25 protein-coding genes are annotated in these 23214 nt (G+C 69.7%); 7 read left to right on the top strand and 18 right to left on the bottom strand.

Annotated elements, in window-relative coordinates; genetic code table 11:
• Positions 1-49: 49 nt before the first annotated feature.
• The 4 genes from EHF32_RS02075 to EHF32_RS02060 are packed head-to-tail and all read right to left on the bottom strand — an operon-like array spanning position 50 to position 3906.
• Positions 50-1828: a choice-of-anchor G family protein gene (locus EHF32_RS02075; RefSeq protein ID WP_137416583.1), complete on the bottom strand. Its 1779-nt coding sequence runs from the start codon at positions 1826-1828 to the stop codon at positions 50-52.
• A complete protein-coding gene (locus EHF32_RS02070; RefSeq protein WP_137416582.1) occupies positions 1825-2556 on the bottom strand; it encodes a hypothetical protein in 732 nt (243 codons plus the stop codon). The genes EHF32_RS02075 and EHF32_RS02070 overlap by 4 nt, the downstream gene beginning before the upstream one ends.
• Positions 2557-2566: 10 nt before the next feature.
• On the bottom strand, positions 2567-3187 hold the full coding sequence (locus tag EHF32_RS02065; protein ID WP_137416581.1) for a signal peptidase I: 621 nt from the start codon (positions 3185-3187) through the stop codon (positions 2567-2569).
• Between the two features lie 20 nt (positions 3188-3207).
• Positions 3208-3906 carry a SipW-dependent-type signal peptide-containing protein gene (locus EHF32_RS02060; RefSeq protein ID WP_238343768.1) on the bottom strand — a complete coding sequence of 233 codons (699 nt, stop codon included), beginning with the start codon at positions 3904-3906 and terminating at the stop codon, positions 3208-3210.
• 326 nt (positions 3907-4232) lie between these two features.
• On the opposite strand from EHF32_RS02060, the gene EHF32_RS02055 reads away from it, so the two are divergent.
• Positions 4233-6824, top strand: coding sequence for a helix-turn-helix transcriptional regulator (locus tag EHF32_RS02055; RefSeq protein ID WP_137416579.1), 2592 nt, complete (start codon positions 4233-4235; stop codon positions 6822-6824).
• 8 nt (positions 6825-6832) lie between these two features.
• On the opposite strand, the gene EHF32_RS02050 is transcribed toward EHF32_RS02055, so the two are convergent.
• The 10 genes from EHF32_RS02050 to dapA form a co-directional block, all read right to left on the bottom strand.
• Positions 6833-7525: a regulatory protein RecX gene (locus EHF32_RS02050; RefSeq protein ID WP_137416578.1), complete on the bottom strand. Its 693-nt coding sequence runs from the start codon at positions 7523-7525 to the stop codon at positions 6833-6835.
• The gene (recA, locus tag EHF32_RS02045) at positions 7522-8568 is read right to left on the bottom strand and encodes a recombinase RecA (RefSeq protein WP_137416577.1); all 1047 of its coding nucleotides are present in this window, start codon (positions 8566-8568) and stop codon (positions 7522-7524) included. The genes EHF32_RS02050 and recA overlap by 4 nt, the downstream gene beginning before the upstream one ends.
• Positions 8569-8794: 226 nt before the next feature.
• Positions 8795-9016: a DUF3046 domain-containing protein gene (locus EHF32_RS02040; protein ID WP_137416576.1), complete on the bottom strand. Its 222-nt coding sequence runs from the start codon at positions 9014-9016 to the stop codon at positions 8795-8797.
• Positions 9017-9325, bottom strand: coding sequence for a helix-turn-helix domain-containing protein (locus tag EHF32_RS02035; protein ID WP_137416575.1), 309 nt, complete (start codon positions 9323-9325; stop codon positions 9017-9019).
• A 140-nt stretch (positions 9326-9465) separates the two neighbouring features.
• Positions 9466-9990, bottom strand: coding sequence for a CinA family protein (locus EHF32_RS02030; RefSeq protein ID WP_238343767.1), 525 nt, complete (start codon positions 9988-9990; stop codon positions 9466-9468).
• A 7-nt stretch (positions 9991-9997) separates the two neighbouring features.
• Positions 9998-10582 carry a CDP-diacylglycerol--glycerol-3-phosphate 3-phosphatidyltransferase gene (pgsA, locus tag EHF32_RS02025; RefSeq protein WP_137416573.1) on the bottom strand — a complete coding sequence of 195 codons (585 nt, stop codon included), beginning with the start codon at positions 10580-10582 and terminating at the stop codon, positions 9998-10000.
• 27 nt (positions 10583-10609) lie between these two features.
• Entirely contained in the window at positions 10610-13309 is a 2700-nt protein-coding gene (locus EHF32_RS02020) for an FtsK/SpoIIIE family DNA translocase (RefSeq protein WP_137416572.1), read from the bottom strand.
• A gap of 56 nt (positions 13310-13365) precedes the next feature.
• Entirely contained in the window at positions 13366-13860 is a 495-nt protein-coding gene (locus tag EHF32_RS02015) for a GNAT family N-acetyltransferase (protein ID WP_137416571.1), read from the bottom strand.
• A gap of 24 nt (positions 13861-13884) precedes the next feature.
• A complete protein-coding gene (locus tag EHF32_RS02010; protein ID WP_137419079.1) occupies positions 13885-15561 on the bottom strand; it encodes a ribonuclease J in 1677 nt (558 codons plus the stop codon).
• A gap of 94 nt (positions 15562-15655) precedes the next feature.
• Positions 15656-16633, bottom strand: a complete 978-nt coding sequence (gene dapA, locus EHF32_RS02005) for a 4-hydroxy-tetrahydrodipicolinate synthase (RefSeq protein WP_137416570.1) — start codon at positions 16631-16633, stop codon at positions 15656-15658.
• 197 nt (positions 16634-16830) lie between these two features.
• On the opposite strand from dapA, the gene EHF32_RS02000 reads away from it, so the two are divergent.
• Positions 16831-17370, top strand: a complete 540-nt coding sequence (locus tag EHF32_RS02000; protein WP_137416569.1) for an NUDIX domain-containing protein — start codon at positions 16831-16833, stop codon at positions 17368-17370.
• Position 17371: 1 nt separating this feature from the next.
• On the opposite strand, the gene EHF32_RS01995 is transcribed toward EHF32_RS02000, so the two are convergent.
• Positions 17372-18136 carry an SDR family NAD(P)-dependent oxidoreductase gene (locus EHF32_RS01995; protein ID WP_137416568.1) on the bottom strand — a complete coding sequence of 255 codons (765 nt, stop codon included), beginning with the start codon at positions 18134-18136 and terminating at the stop codon, positions 17372-17374.
• 36 nt (positions 18137-18172) lie between these two features.
• Between EHF32_RS01995 and EHF32_RS01990 the strand changes: the two genes are divergently transcribed.
• Positions 18173-18670, top strand: a complete 498-nt coding sequence (locus tag EHF32_RS01990) for a DUF6578 domain-containing protein (protein ID WP_137416567.1) — start codon at positions 18173-18175, stop codon at positions 18668-18670.
• Here the strand turns inward: EHF32_RS01990 and thyX are convergent, their stop codons facing one another.
• Positions 18671-19411, bottom strand: coding sequence for an FAD-dependent thymidylate synthase (thyX, locus tag EHF32_RS01985; RefSeq protein WP_137416566.1), 741 nt, complete (start codon positions 19409-19411; stop codon positions 18671-18673). It lies immediately after the preceding gene.
• A 93-nt stretch (positions 19412-19504) separates the two neighbouring features.
• Here thyX and EHF32_RS01980 point away from each other — a divergent pair, with 93 nt between their 5' ends.
• The 4 genes from EHF32_RS01980 (at position 19505) to EHF32_RS01965 (ending at position 21919) form a co-directional block, all read left to right on the top strand.
• On the top strand, positions 19505-19942 hold the full coding sequence (locus EHF32_RS01980) for a TlpA family protein disulfide reductase (protein ID WP_137416565.1): 438 nt from the start codon (positions 19505-19507) through the stop codon (positions 19940-19942).
• Positions 19935-20504 carry a DUF4395 domain-containing protein gene (locus tag EHF32_RS01975; protein ID WP_137416564.1) on the top strand — a complete coding sequence of 190 codons (570 nt, stop codon included), beginning with the start codon at positions 19935-19937 and terminating at the stop codon, positions 20502-20504. The genes EHF32_RS01980 and EHF32_RS01975 overlap by 8 nt, the downstream gene beginning before the upstream one ends.
• Before the next feature lie 91 nt (positions 20505-20595).
• Entirely contained in the window at positions 20596-21021 is a 426-nt protein-coding gene (locus tag EHF32_RS01970) for an OsmC family peroxiredoxin (protein ID WP_137416563.1), read from the top strand.
• A complete protein-coding gene (locus EHF32_RS01965) occupies positions 21014-21919 on the top strand; it encodes a TIGR01777 family oxidoreductase (RefSeq protein ID WP_137416562.1) in 906 nt (301 codons plus the stop codon). Before EHF32_RS01970 ends, EHF32_RS01965 begins: the two co-directional genes overlap by 8 nt.
• A gap of 3 nt (positions 21920-21922) precedes the next feature.
• On the opposite strand, the gene EHF32_RS01960 is transcribed toward EHF32_RS01965, so the two are convergent.
• Positions 21923-22369 (bottom strand): hypothetical protein, encoded by a 447-nt coding sequence (locus tag EHF32_RS01960; protein WP_137416561.1) that lies wholly within the window; start codon positions 22367-22369, stop codon positions 21923-21925.
• Complete coding sequence (gene dapB, locus EHF32_RS01955; RefSeq protein ID WP_137416560.1) at positions 22366-23178, bottom strand: 4-hydroxy-tetrahydrodipicolinate reductase; 813 nt, start codon at positions 23176-23178, stop codon at positions 22366-22368. Before dapB ends, EHF32_RS01960 begins: the two co-directional genes overlap by 4 nt.
• Between the last annotated feature and the right edge of the window lie 36 nt (positions 23179-23214).

Genomic DNA, 23214 nt, shown 5'->3' with positions numbered 1-23214 from the left:
CGCCCGGAGGGATGCGGGACACGTGGCGCCGTCTCCCGCATCCCCGCGCTCAGGGTGCGGCCACCGGCCCCGCCGATGCCGTGCCCAGAGTGACGGTCGCGATGCTCGCTGGGGTGGCGAACGGCGCGAGTCCGAGGCGCAGGGCCGAGACGCGGTACTGCGCGGTCGAATCGGGCCCCGCGGCGATGTGGCCGACCCCCGGAGGGGCGTTCGCCTGGTCGGGTTGCACGTTGACCATGATCGAAAGGACGGAAGGCAGGGCGTTGACCACGCTCCCCACCGCGGTGAGGACGGCGTTGACCGCGGTGGAGAGCGTGGTGCCCAGCGTCGTGATCGCGGCGAGCACCGTGGTCGTGATCGAATTGGCCGCCGCTGTCACCAATGTCGGCCCGAGCGCCGTCACGGTGGAGATGAGCGAGGACACCGTCGGCAGCCCCAATGCGGCGAGAAGGGTGTTGATCGGCCCCGTCACGCCCGCCGCAGCGGCGGACACCGTGAAGGCCGCCGTGCCGTCCAGCACGGCTCCGATCGTGCCTGTGAAGTCGATGCCCACGTTGAGCACGTTCAGGCCGGGCAGCACCACGGGAGGCAGAGGCGGAACCGAGGGGACGGTGACGCCCGGTGCCGCGACGACCGCATCCAGATCGATGGTCAGAGTGGCGGCACGCACGGCGGCGGTCAAGGCTCCGACGACCTGCGAGCTCCAGTTGTCCAGGAGAGCGCCAACTCTGGTCACGATGGGGTTGAGGACCGTGTTGTTCAGCACGATCTCGGTGTTGGGTGCCGCGTTGTTCAGCGAGGGCAGCAGCGCATCCAGGTCGACATCGATCCGGCCGGACTGCAGATCGACCGTCACGACACCGTCGGTGAGGGGCGTCGTGAGCAATCCGCTCACGGAGTTCGCGAGATTCAGTCCCGTGACGGTGACCGTTCCGCCGACCGAGGTCGTGAGCACACCGGGAAGCGCCAGGTCGAGTCCTGCCCCGAGAGCATTCGAGAGCACACCGGAGGAACCGGTCAGCGAGTCCACCGCCGCCTGTATCGAGCTGACCCCGGAATTGACGTTCGTCACGAGCGCGGAGACCGCCGGGGAGTCCAGCCTCAGCCCCAGTCCCGCGATGCCGTACACACGCGTCGCCACCGGCGCCGCCGGAGTGATGCCCCACAGCTGCTCGCGCAGCGCCGCGCATCCGTCGAGGACGGAGCTCGCAGCGACCGCTCCCACCTGCAGCTGGGCGTCGGCGATGCCGGCGATCGACGGGAGGAGCTGCCCGATGCGCACTGTCGCGGGCGAGGGCAGATCCGCGGGAGGCGTCGTGCCCGACACCTGGACGGCGCCGGAGTTGTTGATCAGACCGGACGCCCCTGCGGCCGAACCGAAGGTGTCGACGCGGGAGTACTGGTTCGCCGCACCCAGCGCGGCCCCGGGGAGCGGAACGGAGAATCCCGTCAGATTCACACCGACGATGCTCAGCAGCGACAGGTCGAAGGGATTGGCGTAGACGTAGCTCGAGGGCGGCACGGAGCCGAGATCGACCGCGTCCGCGGGCGAGATATCCGCCCCGTCCTCGTCGAGTGCCAGTGTCATCTGCTCGAGATCGGCCACCGGATCGAGGCTCGTTCCGAGAAGGCTCCCCGACAGGAAGCGTCCGTAGGAGGTCGATTCGAACCCGGTGTCCTGACCGCAGATCAGCGACGACGTGCCGACGTCGTCCGCGTGGACCCACTCGGCGTCCGTCCACGACGCCGACGTCGCGGTGATGCTCGACGAGATCAGAAGAGCGGCCGACGCAGCGATCGACAACGGCACCAGTCTCCGCGTGTTCATGCCCCCACCTCCTGACGGCGCAGCCGCAGTGCCGCGCCGAAGCCCAGGAGCCCTGCTGCGATGGCGGCGACCGCCAGCAGCATTCCCGCATCCGCCCCGGTGGCGGCCAGACCTCCTGTGCCGGGAGCGTCAGCGGGCCGGTCCACCGCCACGGCGGTCAGACCGACGCCCATGCGCCCCGTGAGACCCATGAGAGTCGTGTCCGCGCGCGCTGCCGCATCGTCGTCGACCGACAACGTGACGAGCAGGTACTCCGGAGAGGTGGGTGTGAGCGGGCGCAGCTCGAAGACAGGAGAGGAAGCGGTGAAGTCGTCGGCGGGCGTGGCGACGGCGACCTCTCGTTCGCCGGCCGCGCAGACGGGCCCCGTGTCGAGCGAACTCCACGGCACGTCGCAGACGGCGACCGCCATCGTCAGGCCGCGCGGATGCTGCACCAGCTCACCCTCCTTGCGCAGCTCCAGAGCGAGGGTCGCGCGCGACGCATCCTCGAGACGTGCTCCCACCTGCCAGAACGCTGCGTGCCCGGGGCTGATGTCGAGGAACTCTGCGGGATAGGGCTCGCTCGAGAGGACGAGACGTCCGGGAGCGCCCGTGGGCGGAACATCGATCAGCGCGGCGTTGGCCCTCGCGGCCAGCAGCACCCCGCCGGCGACTATGAGCGCAGCGGACAGAACGGCGACGAGCACGCCGACCGACCGTCGCCACGCGGGCGGGAAGACCTGTGACACGGACAACTCCTCAGTCTCGAACGACGGCCGCATCCGGGTCCCCGCGCGGATGACGGGATGCGGAGGGCCACAGCGCCCACGCGATCGCCGCGGCGAGACCGACCGCCAGGGCGATGCTGACGAGAGGCGATTTCGCCCAAATGATGACCCATCCCGCATTCGGGGTGGAGACGAGGACGCGCGGCGCCTCCTCGACGATGTAGCGCGCGGAGTCCACGAACGAGTTCGCGTCTCCGCGGAGAGTGAGCTCCCGCGCGGACGGCCGTCCCTCGACGTCGTCGATCTCGACGATGCGGTGGGTGACCGGCGTCACGCCGTCCTCCTTCAGTACCGTCACGACGTCGCCGACCGTCAGCTCTGCGGCGGCGACGCGCTGCACCACCGCCGCAGCCCCCGTAGGCATCGTGGGACTCATCGACCCCGTGACGAAGACGATGACCGACAGCGACAGGATCGAGGACACCGCGAGCCAGAGCAGCGTGAGAGCGCCGAGGACGCCGAGAGCGGCGAGCAGGGCATCACGGAAGCGGCGCGGCCGCTCCGGGTCGGAGCCCGCAGGCTCCGACCCGGCCCCGTCGTCGCCGGCGGAGGCGATGAGCGTCGCGCGTGAGCGACGGGTTGCGGTTGTCATGAAGATCGCGCCTTGCTCGCTCAGGACTCGGCCTGGAACTCCCAGGCGGGCGCGATCGACAGCCCCATGTAGTCGTCGATCGTCGTGCCACCGGCCAGCGGAACCGGATCGGGCAGGGTGACCTCGAAGCAGTAGTACTGGACAGAGCCCGCGGCCGCCGCCAGAGCCTGCGTGGCAGAGCCGCCGGTGGTGGCGAGCGGACCGTCGGCGATGAGAACGGGTGCGCCGGGGGCGCCGCTGAAGGCCGAGGCATCGCAGGCGAAGGCGGCGTCGTCGGTCACGACGCGAACGTCCAGCGCGGCGAACAGGAGGCCGGCGGGATCGTCTGCGGCGATGCCTGCGGCCGGAACGGCCGGCTGCAGGTCGACGTCGCCGGCGACGGATGTCGTGGACGTGCGCAACGCCACCTGCGCATACACGCTGTCTCCGGGCGTGAGCGCCGTCGCGTCGATACCGGTGTTCTCGAAGACGATCTCACCGCCCGGGTTGTCCGCCTCATCGGTCCAGGTGCCGGCTCCGAACGGCGCGACGGTGTTCTGCTGGACGGAGAAGGTCGATGTCCCGACCCCCGGACCGCCCGCACCATCGCCGCCGAACACCCACTCGGTGTCCGTCCACGCCGCGACGGTCGCGGTGACGCCGAGCCCGAGGGCTGCCGCTCCCGCCGTGATCGCGAACACCTTGCGCCGCGTGTGGCTGCGCTTGTCTTGCGTCTGCATTTCGACCCCAACCTCTTCGTGTGTGCGCCGGAAGCGTCGTCGCATCCGGGAGACCCGCAGATCCACTCCGGACGCTAGGACGTGTCCTGCGGGGCTGTCGCCCGGAGCGGGTGGATGTCGGTACCGGGCTGCGCAGTCCGGCGGTATCGGAGCGGCCTCGACTGCCGCCCCACCGTCTGCTCTGCGTAGTACCGGCACGAGAATTGCGTAGTGGCCTCAGCGGCACCTCCGTTGCCGAGCGCGCCGGCCTCGGTATCGTGGGTGGCGAGCGTCGGCGTGGATGCACCCCCGGCGCCCGCCTTATCCGGTGTCCTGGGGGGAGAGCCGTGCGAGACGAGACAGCGGATGAGGCCGCATCTAGACCGGAATGCGGGGAGCGGCGGGAGCTGGACGAGGCCGCGGAGTCGATCGAGGCCGGCGTCAGCGTCGTCGTCGCCGGCCCGCTCGGCACGGGAAAGACCGTGCTGACGCGTCGACTGGAGGAACGCCTCACCGAGCGAGGATGCCAACCGCTGCTGCTTCACCCCGCTCCACTCCCCGACGATGTTCCCTTCGAGGCACTCGACGCGGCCAACGACGAACGGGCCGAACTCGTCCGCCGCGGCGCAACGCCCGCAGGCACCGTCGTGCTGGTCGATGATGCGCAGGATCTCGACGAGGCATCGGTGACGGCCCTGTCCCGCGCCGTCTACGCACGGCGGGCGGTCGTGCTGTTCGCGCTCTCGGTCCCGCGCGTCGCCGACGCGGCGGGTGCAGGTGTGGCGACGACGACCATCCTCGATCTCTGGCTGCGCGGCTTCGCGCAGCGGATCGAGCTCAAGCCCGTCTCCGAGCGACGGGCGCGCATCATCGTGGACCGTCTGTCCCGTGGGCTGCTGGATCGCATCACGACGGAGGCGATCGTCTGGCAGGGAAACGGCTCCCGCACCCTCCTGCGCGAACTGACCCGGACGGCCGTGGCCGCCGTCGAATCCGAAGCGGACCCGCTGGAGGCGATCCGATCGGCCCCCGCACAGGGTGGACTCTCCGCGGCGACCGACGCGCACATACGCGAGCTGGACGTCGTGGCGATGCGCACGCTCGTCCTCATCGATCGCGCGCCGGGCCTCCCCTACGGCGACGCCGTACGCTGTGTCGGACGATCGTCGCTCGACGGCCTGCTCGCCAGCGGGTTCCTCGCCGAGGACGGATCGGCCGTGCGTCGTCTGCACGCCGTGACGCCTCTCGCCCGCGCAGCAGCGCGTCGACTGGGCGGGGAGTATGCGATCGCTCTGGCCGACCGCAGCGTCGCGGATCTGCTCCCGCGTGCGGGGGAGCCGGTGGACGAAGCACTCGCCAATGCCGTCGCGTCGCAGCTGTTCCTTCATCCGCACGCGGCAGCCGCACTCGCATCCGAGACCAGGGAAGAGGTGCTCGTCGGCGCGGCGCGCAGCGCCAACGATCACGAGGACTACGGAATCGCCGCGGCGTACGCCGCACTGGGGCTGGAGGGCGGCGACTCGGAACGCCTGCGGGTCGAGCGCTTCTATGCGCGGACGATGCTCGCCGACGCGGTGAACGCGCCGCGTTCGGTCGGCATCGTCTCGGGACCCGCTCGTGTCCGCGCGGCGATGCTCCGGACTCGACTTGCGGCCCGCAGCCGACACACGGCGGCGGAGGAACTCCGGCGAGCTCTCGCGGACACGGTCCCCGGCGCAGAGAGCTCCGCCGCGGAGCACTTGGAGCGCCGACTCCTGGAGGCGCAACGAGCGACCGCCGAGATGCGGTGGGAGGATGGGGCCCGCTCAGCCGAGGCGGTCATCATCGGTGCTCCGGAAGAGGTCGGGGTCCGTGTCCGCGCCCTGATGACTCTCGTCCTGACCACCGCCATGAGCGGCGACGGCGCCGCGACGCGGCGCGAGCTGGAACGCGTCCGACTGGTCCTGGACACGGATCACGACGGACCGGTCGACGGCATCGCCCGCGCCTCGCTTCTCTGCGGCGCTCTCATGGCCGCGCAGATCGTGGGCGAGGACCCGACACCCCTGGACCCGCATATCGCCGACCTGAGACGACTGGCCGTGCGCACCGGATGTCGGCGGCTCGCCGCGCTCACGGGGCTCGCGACCTCGCTGGCTCTGGCGCTCGATGCCGACGTCGACGCGGCAGTGACGGAGCTGCGGATGGCGCGGCGTCGGCTCCACCCGGCTCCGCAGGATCCTCTGGTTCCCTTCCTGAAGCTGTGCATCGCGCATCTCCTGGCGTTGCACGGTCGCGTCGACGTCGCGGAAGAGATCCTCTCTCGGATAGGCGCGGTGTGGGGCACGGCCTCTCCGGTTCTCGAGCAGTCCGTCGCGGCGACCGAGAGTGTGGTCTCCCTCGCGGCGGGGCAGACCGATCTCGCACGTGACGCGGCGCGACGTGCGCTCGACCTCTCCACTCGGCTCGACGCTCCGCCCGTGCGTGTGAGAGACCTCTATCGCGCGATCGTGCTGGGAATCGACCCCGATCGGATGCGACGCGAGATCGCCGTTGCGGCGGCGGGGTCGGATGCCGCCATCGTCGACAGTCTCGTCCTGCTCGCGCTCAGCGCGGACGAGGGTGCCGCGACGGACGCGCTCGACCTCCTGCGACGCACGGTCGTCCTGGCCGGCACGACACCGGGGTCCGGGGCGACCACGGCCCCCGTCACATCGAGCACGAGGAGGACCCTCACCGTTCTGACCCGACGTGAGCGCGAGATCGCCCATCTGATCGATGAGGGGATGAGCAATCGGGACATCGCGAGCCGGTTGTTCCTGTCGGTGCGAACGGTCGAGTCCCACATCTTTCAGGCGCGGAGGAAGGTGGGTGCGCCTACGCGTCGCGAGCTCGGCCGTTTCGTCACGCGCGGGCTGTCACCGCAGGACGATCGGTGGCGCGCGGCACCGACCGCCTGAGCGAGCCGTCAGTCGAAGCGCGGGCCGCGGGTTGCGGGGCGCCGCACCTCCGTCAGCGCCTGCCGCGCCGCGCTCATCGCGACGGACGAGGGGTATCCGCGGCGAGCGAGCTGACCGACGAGTCGGCGCAGTGCCGCGTCGTCGTCGCGACCGCCGACAGAGGTCGCTTTGCGCCGTGCGAACTCGAGGGCGCGCTCGGCGTCGTCGTCGCCTACCGCCTCGAGCGCGGCATCGGCGACATCGCGCGGAACGCCGCGGCGGGCCATCGCCTGCGCGATCGCGATGCGACCTTCACCCTTCCGGGAGACGCCGACGTGCACCAGCTGCTCAGCCAACGCCGCGTCGTCGAGATACGAGAGACGGAGGAAGTCCGCCACGATCTCCTCGACGGCGTCGCTCGACAGATCGCGCTGAGCGAGGAAGGTGCGCGCTTCGCGCTCGGAGAGCGAGCGCGACCGGAGCTTGCGCAACAGCGCATCGGACGCCGCCTGCACGAGCGCCGTATCGTCCACCTCGGAATCGGTGACGGCCTCGTGCGAGGTATCGAACGGAGACGTGTCGCGCGCGTGGTCCGGTCTGGGGGCGAAGAACGGGCCGCTCCCCCGCTGCACCGATTCCGCGGGAGCAGCCGAGCGCGCCCCGAAGAGCGGGATCACCGGGGCGAGGCCGTCTGCCTCGCCCCGGTCGTCCTCGTGGGTCATGCCGGGCGTCGCTGAGCCAGCTCGTCTTCGACCGGCGCCTCGACGACGGGGCCGATACCGAGCTTGGTCTTGATCTTCTGCTCGATCTCCGCGGCCACGTCGGCGTTGTTGCGCAGGAAGTTGCGGGCGTTCTCCTTGCCCTGCCCCAGCTGCTCGCCGTCGTAGGTGAACCAGGAACCGGACTTCTTCACGATGCCCTGGTCCACGCCGAAGTCGATGAGGCTTCCCTCGCGGGAGATGCCGGTGCCGAAGAGGATGTCGAACTCGGCTTGCTTGAAAGGCGGCGCCATCTTGTTCTTCACGACCTTGACGCGGGTGCGGTTGCCCACCGCCTCCGTGCCGTCCTTCAACGTCTCGATACGACGGATGTCGAGGCGGACAGACGCATAGAACTTGAGCGCCTTTCCACCCGCCGTCGTCTCGGGTGAACCGAAGAACACACCGATCTTCTCGCGGAGCTGGTTGATGAAGATGGCGGTGGTCTTCGTCTGGTTCAGACCACCCGTCAGCTTGCGCAGCGCCTGGGACATGAGGCGCGCCTGCAGACCGACATGACTGTCGCCCATCTCGCCCTCGATCTCCGCCTTGGGCACGAGGGCGGCGACCGAGTCGATGACGACGAGGTCGATCGCGCCGGAGCGCACCAGCATGTCGGCGATCTCGAGCGCCTGCTCGCCCGTGTCGGGCTGCGAAACCAGGAGCTGGTCGATGTCGACACCGAGCTTCTTGGCGTAGTCGGGGTCGAGCGCGTGCTCGGCGTCGATGAAGGCGGCGATTCCGCCCGCGCGTTGCGCGTTGGCGATCGCATGGAGGGTCAACGTGGTCTTACCGGAGGATTCCGGACCGTAGATCTCGATGATGCGTCCGCGCGGCAGGCCACCGACGCCGAGTGCCACATCCAGCGCGATGGAACCGGTCGGGATGATCTCGACCGGGGCGCGGTCTTCGCTGCCCAGTCGCATGACCGAGCCCTTTCCGAACTGCCGGTCGATCAGAGCGAGTGCCGATTCGAGGGCTTTCTCGCGGTCTGCGGGTGAGGGCATGAGGGTTCCTTCTGCTCGATGTCGGTCGCCTGTAGGCTGCCGCTCCACCCGGCACAGGGTCCGGCTTCGGTGGCAAGGCGTACGTGTCGTTGCGACATCTCCCACGGTAGGCAGGGCCTCCGACATCGCGTCGGGATTCTCCGCATCCGTGGACAGACATCCCTCGGACGCCGTCTGTGCAGAACACTACGCGCGAATCGAACAGATCTTCGACGACACGCCGTCGTCATCGACGCGGTTCGAGCCGCCCCACTCCGTATCGGCGGTTCGGCGGGACGTCCATCTCCGCGCACAGCGCGAGCCAGACGTCGCGCGTCGACTCACCCGCCGCCAACGCCTGGGCGGCCGTGCGGTCGCCGGCACCCGCAAGCACCAGATCATCGACCAGATAGGCCCCGCGTGAGCCGAACTCGTCTCGAACGGCGCGGTCGAATTCGCTACGGCGCATTCAGCGCAGCGAGAGTTCGGGCGAGGCCATCGCGACCAGCTCGTCGGGAACGACGTCCGGGAAGGAGTTGATGCCCTCCAGCACCGAGAGTCGGTCCGAGACCTCTCGCATGATCGTGGAGATGGGAACATCCAGCGCCTCGGCGACGGCGCCGAGGATCTCGCTCGAGGCTTCCTTCTGCCCACGCTCGACCTCGCTCAGATACCCCAGCGCGACACTCGCGCGACTGGCGACCTGACGAAGTGTGCGACCCTTCTGCTGACGGAGCTCACGAAGGACTTCGCCGATCTCATGACGTACCAGGATCATTTCGAGCCCTCCTTTTACCGAATCCGTCGTGCACCGGGTGCATAACGCTACAACAGTGCGTGCGGCCAATCTAATCCCGCGCCGCTGGGTGACGGATGAGAATCACACAACGTAACCCAGTGGTAACCCGATCTGTTCCCTCAGAGCGCCTCGAGCACCATCCGCAGCGCGCGTCGCGCGGTGCGTCGGCGGATCTGCTCCCGGTCACCGTCGAGCTGCAGCAACTCGACCCTCGTGCCCAGCGGTGTCGACACCGCCACGAACACGGTCCCGACCGGCTGCCCATCCGACGACGTGGGCCCGGCGATCCCGGTCGTCGCGACTCCGACATCCGCACCGGCGCCGTCCACCGCGACCGCCTCCCGCACCCCCTCGGCCATCTGGCGTGCCACCTTCGCCTGCACCGGGCCGCCGAGCTCGAGCACGAGCGGATCGACGCCGAGCAGGCTCTGCTTGAGCGCGGTGGCGTAGGCGACGATGCCGCCGCGCACCACCTTCGACGCGCCGGCGACCGCGACCAGCTGGCTGCACACCTCACCGCCCGTCAGCGATTCGGCGATGCCGATGGTCCAACCCAGCTCACCGAGACGCTGGACGATGTGCTCAGCGTCCGTTCGACGCCCACCGACGATCGAGGTCTGCTCGTCGAGCGTGCTGTCGTCCATGAAACGCTCATTCGACATGGGCGCCCCCCGAACGGCGCGCACGGCGCCCTCTCACCTCGCTGATGACGTAGTCGATGCCGCTGGCGATCGTGAGGATGACGGCGATCCACATCGTGACGGTGCTCACGACGTGGATCCACTCCCCGACCAGCGGGGCCAACGGCGCAAGCGCCAGCGAGAGCGCAACGGCCTGGGCGACCGTCTTGAGCTTTCCCATCCAAGCCGCGGCGAGCACATGGTCGCTGACGACGGCGAACCGGTACACGGTGATGCCGACCTCGCGAACCAGCACCACGATGGTCACCCACCAGGGCAGCTCACCGAGGATCGAGAGGCCGACGAAGGCGCACCCGGTGAGCGCCTTGTCCGCGATCGGATCCAGGAGCTTGCCGAGATCGGTGACGATCTCGTAGCGCCGGGCGAGGTAGCCGTCGATGCCGTCCGTGGCGATCGCCACGATGAACAGCACGGTCGCCGCCCATCGCATCGCACCGCCCTCGCCTGCGTCGGCGAGCAGCAGCCAGAGGAAGACCGGCGCACACAGGATGCGCACGATCGTGATCGCGTTGGGAAGCTGTCGGGGAACCGCCACGATGCGAGCCTAGCGAGCGGGGAGCGTTCAGTCGCGCCCGGTGAGGCTCCAGGCGTCCTCGGAGCCTTCGTCGCCGTCGACCACCTCGAGTCCGTCGAACTGTGCGTCCACCGCATCCGGTCCGTAGCGGTCGTCGACGGCGCCACCTGCGGGCGGGTCCTCGCCGCGGAGGCGGGCGAGGACACCGGGCAGCTGCTCCGGCGTCACAAGCACGTCACGAGCCTTGGACCCCTCGGACGGGCCCACGATCTCGCGCGATTCCATGAGGTCCATGAGGCGTCCCGCCTTGGCGAAGCCGACGCGCAGCTTGCGCTGCAGCATCGAGGTCGATCCGAACTGGGTGCCGACGACGAGTTCCGCCGCCGCGAGCAACAGCTCGAGGTCGTCGCCGATGTCGGCGTCGATCTCCTTCTTCTCGGTGACCGCCGCCACATCCGCCCGGTACTCGGGGCGGGCTTGGCCGGTGACATGCTGCACGACCTTCTCGATCTCGGGCTCGCTGACCCATGCTCCCTGCACGCGGATGGCCTTGGACGCACCCATCGGCAGGAAGAGGCCGTCTCCCTGACCGATGAGCCGGTCGGCGCCGGGCTGGTCGAGGATGACGCGGGAATCGGTGACGCTCGTGACGGCGAAGGCGAGGCGCGACGGCACGTTGGCCTTGATGAGTCCCGTGACGACGTCGACGCTCGGGCGCTGGGTCGCCAGCACCAGGTGGATGCCGCTCGCACGCGCCAGCTGGGTGATGCGCACGATCGAGTCCTCGACGTCGCGCGGGGCCACCATCATGAGGTCGGCGAGCTCGTCGACGACGACGAGGAGATAGGGATACGGCTTCAGCACGCGCTCGCTGCCGGCGGGCAGTTGGATCTGACCCGCCACGACCGCCTTGTTGAAGTCGTCGATGTGGCGGAAGCCGAACGACGCGAGGTCGTCGTAGCGCATGTCCATTTCCTTCACGACCCACTGCAGCGCCTCGGCGGCCTTCTTGGGGTTCGTGATGATCGGCGTGATGAGGTGCGGCACGCCGGCGTAGGAGGTGAGCTCCACGCGCTTCGGGTCGATGAGCACCATCCGTACCTCGGACGGCTTCGAGCGCATGAGCAGGCTCGTGATCATCGAGTTGACGAAGCTGGACTTTCCAGACCCCGTGGAGCCGGCCACCAGGAGGTGGGGCATCTTCGCGAGGTTGGCGACGACGAAGCCCCCGCCCACGTCCTTGCCCACACCGATCGTCATGGGATGCGTGGACTGCAGCGCGTTCTGCGAACGCAGGACGTCGCCCAGCGTCACGATCTCGCGGTCGGTGTTGGGGATCTCGACACCGATGGCGCTCTTGCCGGGGATCGGGGCGAGGATGCGCACCTCGTTGGAAGCGACGGCGTAAGCGATGTTGTTGGTCAGGGCGGTGATGCGCTCGACCTTCACTCCCGGTCCGACCTCGACCTCGTACTGCGTGACGGTCGGCCCGCGCGAGAATCCCGTGACCTTCGCGTCGACCTTGAACTGCTCGAACACGCCCATGATGGCGCGCACGACCGCGTCGTTGGCCTCGGAGCGCGTCTTCGGTGCCGATCCTGCAGCGAGGGCCGCGACGGAAGGCAGAGAGTAGGAGGCGGCCGGCGGAACGCGATCGCCACTACCGCCGAAGCCCTCGATGCCGTCGAGGGTGGGCTGCGGGCCGGAGTCTCCGTCGTCCTGGAGGCCCGCGGCGGCACGGCTGTCCGCGACCGCACGCTCGGCCGCGGCGATGACAGAGGGATCGATGACCTCGGTGAGGGCGTCCGGCGCCGGAGGCAGGGGCGGCGCAGGGCGCGCGGGCTCGAGGGCGTTGTCGAAACCACCGGCGACCGGGGTGTCGGTGAACAGCAGCTCGGTCAGATCCTGCGAGCCGGCACCTTCATCGGGATCCTGCTCCCGTCCGGTCTTGTTGCGACGCCACCACGGCATCGCCTCCGTCGCATCGTCGTCGCCCGAAAGGGAGCCCGCTGCGTCCTTCGAGCGCTCGGCACTGTCCGCCGGCTCGACGCGCTCGGCTCCGAACATCCACGCGTACAGGTCGCCGAGGCGGCGACCGATGCGGTTCGGGGGCGTGCGGGTGAGGATGAGCACGCTGAGCACGGCCAGCAGAGTCAGCACGATGCCCGCACCGACCGGCGTGAGCAGAAGCGCGAGCGGCTCCCCCGCCATCCAGCCGAACAGTCCACCGGCGGTGCTGAGCGCGGGAAGACCGGCCGACGGCTGCGGACGACCCCCCAGAACGTGGCAGAAACCCGCGATGGTCAGGATGAAGAGCGCAAAGCCGATCCCGATGCGACCGTTGTCGTGCACCGAGGCGGGATGCCGGAACAACCAGCCGGCCAGCAGGACGAGGAAGACGGGGAGGATGAAGGAGACCCGGCCGACCAACCCACCGATGGAGTAGGCGCTGATGGCCGCGGAGACCTCGGTGCCGATAAAGAACCACTCGATCACGGCGCCCGCGACGGCGAGGAGGACGAGCAGGAACGGGAATCCGTCGCGCCGCTGGTCCTTCTCGAGCGTCTCGGGCCCGAACGTGCGGAACAGACCGCCCGTGAGGTGCGCGAGCCCCATCCATGCGCGGACGACGACCGAGGGTCGATCGTCCTCACCCACATAGCGCTTGGGGGCGGGTTCGGGTTTCCGCGCGCGCGACGAACCGCCCTTCGCGGGGGCGCGACGCGTCGAGGCGGTACTGCGTGCCATGATCCCACGGTAGATCCGACCCGCGACAGCGGCCGGTAGCCACGCGGCGAAGCGCCTCAGCGCAGGCGACGCACCATGGTGTCGCGCCCCTGGGCGGGAGACGTGACGGCGAAGCCCTCGGATCGGTAGAGGGTCGCGGCGAAGTTATCGCGTTCCACACTGAGGCTGAGTCGCGCGTAGCCCTCGGCCCGCGCCGCCGCCACCAACTGCTGCAGCAGGGTGCGCCCCACCCCGTGGGCGCGCCACAGGGGGCGCACCCCGATCACCAGTTCCGGAACTCCCGTGGCGATGTAGCCGAAACCCGGATCCGTGCGCGGCAGCATCCGATACCACGCCGCGCCGATCGCGTCACCCTCCGGGCTCACGGCGACGAAGCCCGTGTCGCCCGGCCGTTTCCACCCGGAGATGTAGCGAGCATGCTCCGGGATCGCGAGGATCTCATGCCGCGGACGTGCCGCACCGGGCCGCCAGTTCGCGGCCTCGACCACCATGTCCGCGAGGAACACGCCGTCCGCCTGTTCGGCGGGACGGATCCGGAAGCTCGCGGGCATGCCCGGATCATAGCGACGAAGCGGTCAGGCCTCGATCACCAGCGGCACGATCATCGGTCGCCGACGCAGACGCTGGTTCACCCAGCGGCCGATCGTGCGGCGGACGACCTGCGACAGCGCGTGGGTGTCCCGCACGCCCGATCCGGCCGCCTCCGCGAGCGCCGCGGCGATCTTCGGCTTGACGTCCTCGAACACCGAGTCGTCCTCGGCGAAACCGCGCGCGTGGATCTCCGGTCCGGTGATGATGCGGCCCGTGGAGGCGTCGACCACGACGATCACGGAGATGAAGCCCTCTTCTCCGAGGATGCGGCGGTCCTTGAGATCCGCATCCGTGATCTCGCCCACGGTGGAGCCGTCGACGTAGACGAACCCGATGTCGCGCTGTCCGACGACGCGGGCTTCGCCGTCCTTGAGGTCGATGACGGTGCCGTTCTCGGCGAGGATCGTCCGTTCGGCCGGGATGCCGGTGTCCTGCGCGAGCTTCGCGTTGGCCATCAGGTGACGGTACTCGCCGTGCACGGGCAGCACGTTGCGCGGCTGCAGGATGTTGTAGCAGTACAGCAGCTCGCCCGCGGCGGCGTGACCGGAGACGTGCACCTTCGCATTGCCCTTGTGGACCACGTTGGCGCCGAGCTTGGTCAGCCCGTCGATCACGCGGTAGATCGCGTTCTCGTTGCCGGGGATCTGACTGGAGGCGAGGATCACGGTGTCGCCGGGGCCGGGCTCGATCTCGTGATCGAGATTGGCCATGCGCGAGAGCACCGCCATCGGCTCGCCCTGCGAACCGGTCGACATGTAGACGATGCGGTCGTCGGGCAGATCCCGCGCCTTCTTGTAGTCGATGAGGACGCCGTCCGGAACCTTGAGGTAGCCGAGGTCCTGCGCGATCGTCATGTTGCGCACCATGCTGCGGCCGAGGAAGGCGACCCGGCGTCCATGGGCGGCCGCCGCGTCGATGACCTGCTGCACGCGGTGCACGTGGCTCGAGAAGCTCGCCACGATCACCCGTCGCGGGGCGCGACCGATGACCTGGTCGAGCACGGGGCCGATGGAGCGCTCGAGGGGGGTGAACCCGGGGACGTCGGCGTTGGTGGAGTCGACGAGGAAGAGGTCGATCCCCTCCTCGCCCAGGCGGGCGAAGGCGCGGAGGTCGGTGAGACGGCCGTCGAGCGGCAGCTGGTCCATCTTGAAGTCACCCGTGGCCAGTGCCATGCCGGCGGGGGTGCGGATGGCGACGGCGAGGGCGTCGGGGATGGAGTGGTTCACCGCGACGAACTCGAGATCGAAGGGTCCGACCTGCTCGCGCTGGCCCTCCGCCACCGTCAGCGTGTACGACTTGACCCGGTGCTCCTTGAGCTTGGCCTCCACGAGGGCGAGCGTCAGCCCCGATCCGATGAGGGGGATGTCGTTCTTGAGCTTCAACAGGTACGGCACGGCGCCGATGTGGTCCTCGTGGCCGTGCGTCAGCACGATTCCCACGATGTCGTCGAGCCGGTCGCGCAGGGGCGCGAAGTCGGGGAGGATCAGGTCCACCCCCGGCTGGTGCTCCTCGGGGAAGAGCACACCGCAGTCGACGACGAGGATCTTCCCGTCGTACTCGAAGATCGTCATGTTGCGACCGACCTCGCCCAGCCCTCCCAGGGGTGTGACGCGCAGCGTCCCCTGAGCGAGTGCGGGCGGATCGTAGACAGTGTTGGCCATACGTACCTCTCCGGACGCGGCCTGCGCCACATCCGTGTTCTTCCCGCTCATGGGAGAGAGCGGGCTATGGGGCTCGCCTCCTGGCGAGCGGTTGTCAGCGTGTGGTTCCGTGCACCTTGGGCAGGGCGCCGCCGGCGGCGGCGTTGCGATCGGGACGGAAGTTGGAGAAATCGGCACCGGGGACGTCGCGCACCAGGGCGAGCTCGTCCTCGATGATGGCGGCCTCCCACTCCTCCGGCCCCACGAGGGGCAGACGGACGCGGGGGCTGGAGATGCGGCCGAGGCCGTGCAGGATGTACTTCGCGCTCACCGTGCCCGGCACGTGCGTCATGACCGCGCGTACGAGCGGCTCGAGCCGCTTGTGCTCGGCGGTCGCCGTGGCGAGATCGCCGCGGTTCACCGCATCCACGATCGCGCGGTAAGGAGTGGCCGCGATGTTGGCGGTGACGCCGATGAGTCCCGACGCTCCGATCGCGAGGTGCGGCAGCACGTTCGCGTCATCGCCCGAGAAGTACATGAGATCGGTCTGGTTGAGCACGCGGCTCACTTCGCTGAAGTCACCCTTCGCATCCTTGATCGCCAGGATGTTGGGATGCTTGGCGAGGCGCAGGATCGTCTCGTACTTGATCGGCACCCCGGTGCGACCCGGGATGTCGTAGAGGATGACGGGCAGATCCGTCGCGTCTGCCACGAGGCGGAAGTGCGTGAGGATGCCGGCCTGGGTCGGCTTGTTGTAGTACGGCGTGACGATCATGATGCCGTCCGCGCCGGCCTTCTCGCTCGCCCGGTACAGCTCGATCGCGTGCGCCGTCTCGTTCGAGCCGCCGCCGGTGATGATCTTCGCCCGGCCGGACGCGACGCTCTTCCCGACCTCGACGAGGCGGAGCTTCTCCGGGTCGGTCAGCGTCGAGGTCTCCCCCGTCGTACCGGTGACCACGATGCCGTCGGCGCCCGCGGTGATGACGTCGTCGATGTGCTTCTCGACAGCGGGCCAATCGACCTCGCCGTCGGCGGTCATGGGGGTGACCAGCGCGACGAGCACCTGTCCGAAGGGGTTGCCCGTGTGCGTCATGCTCCCAGGCTATCGGTTCCGGCCGCTGCGGCCCCACCGCATCCGGCGCCCGCCCCTCCGCGTCGACCGTGCGACGGCTGCACGGTCCGTGGCGCGGATGTCGCCCCACGGGGCGCATGCGCCTCTGGGTCGCCGATGCGTCGTGCAGACGTCGCCGGGGCGCGGCTTCGCCGTGCGCACCGCCGTAAGGTGGCGGCATGGTCTGGCACACGTCCGCAAGCCGCGTCGTCTACGAGAACCGCTGGATCCGGGTGCGGGAGGACGACGTCACCGGCCCCGACGGCGAGGGGATCTACGGTGTCGTCGAGATGCAGCATCCGGCGGTGTTCATCGTGGCGCTGGACGACGAGGACAACGTGTGTCTCGTGTCCGTGCAGCGCTATACCACCGGCCCCTCGTGGGAGGTGCCGGCGGGCGGAAGCGACGGGGAGGAGCCGCTGCTCGCCGCTCAGCGCGAGTTGGCCGAGGAGACGGGCCTGGTGGCGGCGGAGTGGGAACACCTCGGCAGCATGAATGCGCTGAACGGGATCGCCGTCGCGCCAGAGCACGTGTTCCTCGCGCGCGGCCTCTCCCCCGCACCGGACAGCGCGCTCGCCCAGACGGAAGAAGGCATCGACGAGGTCGTCCGGGTGCCGTTCGCCGAGGCGCTCACGATGGTCGGGGACGGCCGCATCAGCGATGGCGAGACCGTCGCGGCGCTCGCGTACGCCGGCATCCGGCTCGGGCGTTTCGCCTGACTCAGCGGCCTCGCCGACCGAGTCTCGACGCGAGCCCGTCGGGCGCGATGCTCGCCAGTGCGGCGAGCGCGCGGTAGCGAAGAGTCGGCACCGAGACGGCCTTGCCGCGTGCCGCATCGCGCAGCGACGGGGTGACCACGTCAGCGGGGTTCAGCCACATCCAGCCGGCGATGCCCTCCTGACCCGGCGCGAGACCGAGCCGCTCGTGGAAGTTCGTGTGCGTGTAGCCCGGGCACACCGCCGTGACCGTGACGCCGCGCGGCGCATAGGACGCATCGGCCCAGCGGCTGAACGACACGAGCCACAGCTTCGATGCTCCGTAGGTCGAGCGCGGGATGAACGCGGCGATGGAAGCGACGTTCAGGATGCGGCCGCTGCCGCGCGCGAGCATCGGACCGAGCGCCGCGTGCATGAGCCGCATCGGCACCTCGACGTGCACGGCGAGATGCCGCACCTCTGCCTCGATGTCGTTGCGCTCGAAGTCGAGCGGAAGACCGAACCCCGCGTTGTTGACGAGGATCTCCACAGGCCGCTCCGGATCCGTCAACCGCTCGACGACCGTCTGCCGCTCCCCCGCATCCAGCAGGTCCGCGACGAGGACCTCCGCCGCGACACCGGATGCGGCACGCACCGCGCGGGCGACCGACTCGAGCGCCTCGGCGTCGCGCCCGACCAGCACGACGTCGGCACCGCGCGCGGCGAGCTGCATGGCGTACTCGGCGCCGAGTCCGGAACTGGCACCGGTGATGAGAGCCGTCTTCGCCATGCGCAAAGCCTACGCGCCGACACCTATCGTGAGTCCATGGTGGACGTACTGCTCTGGGAGTGGGAATGGGCGTGCTGCGGCGAGCCCTTCGCCGTGGGCGACCGCGTCGAGTTCGGAGTCGTGGATGTGGCGGAAGGGGTGCGCGAGCTGTGCGCGCCCGCGGCCGACCCCGAGTTCGTCGAGACCCACCACGAGAGGGAACCCGAGCTCCACATCGGGGGCGTCGTGCGCTCGGTGGCGGCACTCACCGTTGCACATCGGATGCGGCGCGTACCCCGGCAGCCACCGGCGCCGCAGATCACGCGCCTGTCGGCCCCGGGCGCGGAATGGGCGATCGAGGTGCGACCGACTCCGTATGTGCTGACATCGGAGCAGCTCGTCGGCACCGCGCGGGCGGAGCCGCTGGGAGGTGTCAGCCGCGCCGTCGAGGACGAGGGCGACGACACCGAGCGTGCGGCGCGCGAAGAGGATCCCGACGACGGCGACATCCGCCGCAGCCTCGTGGGCTACCTCGTCACGATCGACGAGGAGTGATCACGGCGCGACGCGGCCGTTCGCATTGAAGGCGGAGTGGGTGAGCGGCATGAGCTCGGTCCAGAACGCCTCCATCTTCTCGGCGCACATCTCGATCTCGCGCTGCGGGAACGACGGGAAGTGGGTGCCCTCGACTTTGGTGCGCAGCGAGAGGAAGTTCATGAGCGCGCGGGCGTTCATGGTCACGTACATCGAGGAGTAGATGTTCAGAGGCAGCACGATCCGCGCGACCTCGCGGGCGACACCGGCATCCAGCATCCGCTGGTAGGCCTCGAAGGCCTGGATGCTGGCGGCGCGGGTGGCCTCGTCGACCAGCTCGAACTGCTCGTCGGTGCCGGCCAGGAACTCGTACGCGCCGGGCTTGCCCACCTGGATGAGGTTGCGCTCACGGGCCGGCACATAGAACACGGGACGCAGCTCGCGGTAACGGCCGGACTCCTCGTTGTACGAGGCCATCCGGTGGCGCATGAACTCGCGGAAGACGAAGATCGGCGCCTGCACGTAGAACGTCATCGAGTTGTGCTCGAACGGCGAGCCGTGACGGTCGCGCATGAGGTAGTTGATGAGTCCTCGATCGCGCGCGGTCGCCTGGTCACCGGATGCGGCGGACTCGAGCGTCTGCTCCCCCTGCGTCGACACACGCGCGGCGAAGAGCACGTCGGAGTCGGAGGCACTGGAACGGACGAGCTCGACCGTCACGTCGCTGCGGAACTGGATCTCGGCACTGGACGCGTCACTCACCCCCTCAGCGTATCCCGGCGCTGTGTTACGTACGTGCGTCATCTTCGGCGGAATCGATGCCCACGCATGCACGCAGGTCTAGCCTGGGATGTCGTGGACCCCCTCATCGCCGTCGCCGTACTGGCCGCGCTCCTCGCAGCGACTGTCGGCCTCGGTCTCGCCCTGCGCTGGCGGCAGAATCGGCCGCGACGGGTCGATCCCGACGAGGTGGTGGATCCGGCGCGTCTCGGCGCCCCCGCCCTCGGCGAGGTCGCGACGCTGCTGCAGTTCAGCACCGAGTTCTGCGCGCGCTGCCCGGGCGTGCACCGCACACTCTCCGACATCGCCGCCGAGCGACCCGGTGTCGTGCACCTCGACGTCGATCTCACGCACCGCACCGACATCGCGCAGCATTTCCGCGTCCTGCAGACGCCGACGACGCTGATCCTCGACCACCGGGGCACCGTGCGCACGCGGTTCGGCGGAACACCCCGCCGCGACGTGGTGGAGCTGGAACTGGCCCGCGTGACCGAGGAGTCGACCCGTGTCTGATCGTTCGCCCGCCCGGATCGATGTGCGGGGACCCCGCTTCGCCGCCTCCATCACCACCGTGCTCCTCCTGATCGCGGTACTCCTCGGCCTCACGGGACGTGGGGTCGATCCCTCCGCGGGAACGTACGGATGGTTCGCCTACCAGCCCCTGGCCGAAGGAACGCTCACTTCGGCGCCCCTCGGAGCGGTGCTGGCCTACCGGGCGGCCGACCCGGGCTTCATCCTGCTGGCCGTGATCGCGGCACTCTTCCTGTGGGGCGTAGTGTCGCCGCGCACCGCACCGTGGGGCGTCCTCTACCGGAAGCTCGTGCAGCCGCGGCTCCGACCGGCGACCGAGTTCGAGGACCCGCGTCCGCCGCGTTTCGCTCAGGGTGTGGGCCTGTTCGTCACCGTCATCGGCTTGGTGCTGTACCTCGCCGGCGTCGCGTGGGCGCTCCCGATCGCTGCGGCGGCCGCGTTCGTCGCCGCGTTCTTGAACGCCGTTTTCGGACTCTGCCTCGGCTGCCAGCTCTACCTGCTGCTCGCTCGCGCGGGCATCATCCGCACCGCCAGCCCGGTCTGAGCACACGTCGCTGTCAAGACCGGCGCCTTCGCAAAGGCGTGGCGGTTACGCTGTGCCCCGAGGGCCGAAACGCGGCCGGAGGGAGACGACCATGAGTGTCACCAGCGAAGCCAGCACCAGCTGGAAGGGAAGCCTCGCAGAGGGATCGGGCGAGGTCGCCCTCGAGTCCTCCAACCAGGGTCCCCTTGCCGTCAACTGGAAGGCTCGCAGCGAGGGCTCCACCTCGGTGACGACGCCCGAGGAACTGCTGGCCGCGGCGCACTCGTCCTGCTTCAGCATGGCGCTCTCGCACGCCCTCACCGAGAACGGCACCCCTCCCGAGAGCATCGAGACGACCGCATCCGTCACGTTCGTTCCGGGCACCGGCATCAGCGGCAGCCACCTGAACGTCAACGCGAGCGTCCCGGGCCTATCGTCCGAGGACTTCGCCCGTATCGCCGCCGAGGCGAAGACGGGATGCCCGGTCTCGCAGGCGCTCGCGGGCATCGAGATCACGCTCGAGGCGACGCTTGCCTGAGCCCCGCCACGTCGTCGTCAGCGGCGCTTCCGGGCTCATCGGCAGCGCTCTCGTGACGTCGCTGCGCACGGACGGAGTGCGGGTGACCACACTCGTGCGCCGTCCGGCGCAGAGCGAGGACGAGGTGCCGTGGCTGCAGGACGCAGGACCGCTCGATCCGGCCGTCCTCGCGGGGGCGGACGCCGTCGTCTCCCTGAGCGGCGCGAGTGTCGGACGCTTCCCCTGGACGCGCTCGTACAAGAGCACGCTGCTGTGGTCCCGCCTCACCCCGACCCGGACGCTCACCCGGGCGCTGCGCACGCTGGGGGCGGATGCCCCCGCGTTCGTCTCCGCCTCCGCGGTGGGCTACTACGGATCGGCTCCGGGCGTGCGCCAGGACGAGACCTCCGGTCCGGGCGACGGCTTCCTGTCGAGGCTCACCGTCGACTGGGAGCAGGCCGCGCGCGAGGCGGGCGACGATGCACGCGTGACGCTGTTGCGCACGGCCCCGGTGGTGCACGAGCAGGGGGTGCTCAAACCGCTCCTGCTGCTCACCAAACTCGGCCTGTCCGGCCCGATCGGTCGCGGCACCCAGGCCTGGCCGTGGATCTCGCTCGACGACGAGGTGGGGGCCATCCGCCACGTCCTCGCCGAGCAGATCACGGGCCCGGTCAATCTGACGGGACCGACTCGTGCGACCGCCAACGACCTCGGCTTCGCGCTCGCGCGACGCATGAACAGACCTTATGCACTTCGCGCCCCGGAGTGGGCGGTGCGCGCGGCACTCGGAGCGGACGCGACCGAGGCGCTGCTGACCAACGACGTCGACCTCGTGCCGGCGGTGCTGACCTCCACCGGCTACCGCTTCACGCATCCCACGGTGGAGGATGCGGTCGCCGCGGCGGTTCCCGCCGCCTGACGCTCAGCCGCGGTCGCGCCGCTCCAACCGGATCGCGGTGCGCACCGCGGCGCGAGCGCGCCGCCGGTCGCCCGATCCGTCGTAGGCGAGTCCGAGGCGATACCAGGCCCGCCAGTCGTCGGGCGCCTCCTCGACCTCCTGCCGGTAGGCGGGGAACACCGCATCCGCCTCGTCGCGCAGGACGCGTCCGCTCGGCCGGGTCTCCAGCGACTCCGTGGGCAGTGCGTCCTCGGCCTCCAGTCGGCGGCCGAGCGCCTGCGCACGCACGCCGAACCACAGTTCTCTTCCGACGGCCCACACCGCGATGACCGGCAGGACAAACAGGGCGACGCCTGCCGCGACCCCCAGCGGCATCCCGCTGGTCAGGAGCAGCCAGGCGCGCTGGCCGACGAACACGGCGTAGAGCGCGAACGCCGCCACCATGACGGCGACGCCGATGCGTGCGCTCACGGGGTCATCGCAGCGATCTGGCCGGATGCGGCGCCGTCGGTCACCCCGGCCCCCGTGCTACGCGCTCCGGGCAGGCGGATGCCGATGTCGAGAAAGCTGTCGAGTCCCACGTGCACCCCTCGGGCGTCGCGGGCCGCGGCGAGCGCGATGCGGATGCCGGGGGCGTACGCCAAGGCCGGCTCGACCGTGTCGTGGACGATCGAGAGCGACTCCCCTGGGCCCGAGAGGATGACTTCCTGACGCGCGACCACGCCGGGGCGACGCAGGGAGTGGATCGGGACGCTGGCGACCTGCTGTCCACGCGCGCGCTGGTCGACGTGCGGGGCCTCGACCGGACCGGTTCCCTGGCGAGCGGCGGCGATCATCTCGGCCGTGCGCACCGCGGTGCCGCTGGGGGAGTCGATCTTGGTCTCGCGGTGGGCTTCGACGATCTCGATGGAGTCGAAGAAGGGAGCCGCGGCGGCCGAAAGAGCCGAGCCCATGACGGAGCCGAGGGAGAAGTTCGGGATGAACACGACGCCGACGTCCGCCGCATCAGCCAGCGGACGCACGAGCGCGATGCGCTCGGCAGACCACCCGCTCGTGCCCACGAGCACGTTCTTGCCGCGTTCGATGGCGGCGCGGACGACATCGATGGAGATGGCGGGGATCGAGGCGTCGACCACCAGGTCGGCATCGTCGATGGTCTGGATGTCGTCGCGCGACGACAGGGCGGCGACGAGCTCGAAGCCCTCTTCACCCTCGACCACGCCGCGGATGATGCTTCCCAGCTTGCCGGTTGCTCCCACGATGGCCACACGCGTCGTCATATCTCCACCCTAGGCGCACCCCGGCTACGCTCGCGG

Origin of the sequence: Microbacterium sp. RG1 (assembly GCF_005347485.1) — a bacterium.
GTDB lineage: Bacteria > Actinomycetota > Actinomycetes > Actinomycetales > Microbacteriaceae > Microbacterium > Microbacterium binotii_A.
Note: the sequence above shows the minus strand (reverse complement) of the source record. Positions and strands in the feature narration are given on the sequence as shown.

Coding starts and splice junctions, on each gene's coding strand:
- EHF32_RS02030 (WP_238343767.1), bottom strand. CDS start 9,990: ATGGACGACAGCACGCTCGACGAGCAGACCTCGATCGTCGGTGGGCGT.
- EHF32_RS01970 (WP_137416563.1), top strand. CDS start 20,596: ATGAGTGTCACCAGCGAAGCCAGCACCAGCTGGAAGGGAAGCCTCGCA.
- recA (WP_137416577.1), bottom strand. CDS start 8,568: ATGCCCTCACCCGCAGACCGCGAGAAAGCCCTCGAATCGGCACTCGCT.
- EHF32_RS02040 (WP_137416576.1), bottom strand. CDS start 9,016: ATGCGCCGTAGCGAATTCGACCGCGCCGTTCGAGACGAGTTCGGCTCA.
- EHF32_RS02075 (WP_137416583.1), bottom strand. CDS start 1,828: ATGAACACGCGGAGACTGGTGCCGTTGTCGATCGCTGCGTCGGCCGCT.
- EHF32_RS02000 (WP_137416569.1), top strand. CDS start 16,831: ATGGTCTGGCACACGTCCGCAAGCCGCGTCGTCTACGAGAACCGCTGG.
- dapB (WP_137416560.1), bottom strand. CDS start 23,178: ATGACGACGCGTGTGGCCATCGTGGGAGCAACCGGCAAGCTGGGAAGC.
- EHF32_RS02020 (WP_137416572.1), bottom strand. CDS start 13,309: ATGGCACGCAGTACCGCCTCGACGCGTCGCGCCCCCGCGAAGGGCGGT.
- EHF32_RS02010 (WP_137419079.1), bottom strand. CDS start 15,561: ATGGCCAACACTGTCTACGATCCGCCCGCACTCGCTCAGGGGACGCTG.
- EHF32_RS02015 (WP_137416571.1), bottom strand. CDS start 13,860: ATGCCCGCGAGCTTCCGGATCCGTCCCGCCGAACAGGCGGACGGCGTG.
- EHF32_RS01995 (WP_137416568.1), bottom strand. CDS start 18,136: ATGGCGAAGACGGCTCTCATCACCGGTGCCAGTTCCGGACTCGGCGCC.
- EHF32_RS02060 (WP_238343768.1), bottom strand. CDS start 3,906: ATGCAGACGCAAGACAAGCGCAGCCACACGCGGCGCAAGGTGTTCGCG.
- EHF32_RS01990 (WP_137416567.1), top strand. CDS start 18,173: ATGGTGGACGTACTGCTCTGGGAGTGGGAATGGGCGTGCTGCGGCGAG.
- EHF32_RS02035 (WP_137416575.1), bottom strand. CDS start 9,325: ATGATCCTGGTACGTCATGAGATCGGCGAAGTCCTTCGTGAGCTCCGT.
- dapA (WP_137416570.1), bottom strand. CDS start 16,633: ATGACGCACACGGGCAACCCCTTCGGACAGGTGCTCGTCGCGCTGGTC.
- EHF32_RS02050 (WP_137416578.1), bottom strand. CDS start 7,525: ATGACCCACGAGGACGACCGGGGCGAGGCAGACGGCCTCGCCCCGGTG.
- EHF32_RS02065 (WP_137416581.1), bottom strand. CDS start 3,187: ATGACAACCGCAACCCGTCGCTCACGCGCGACGCTCATCGCCTCCGCC.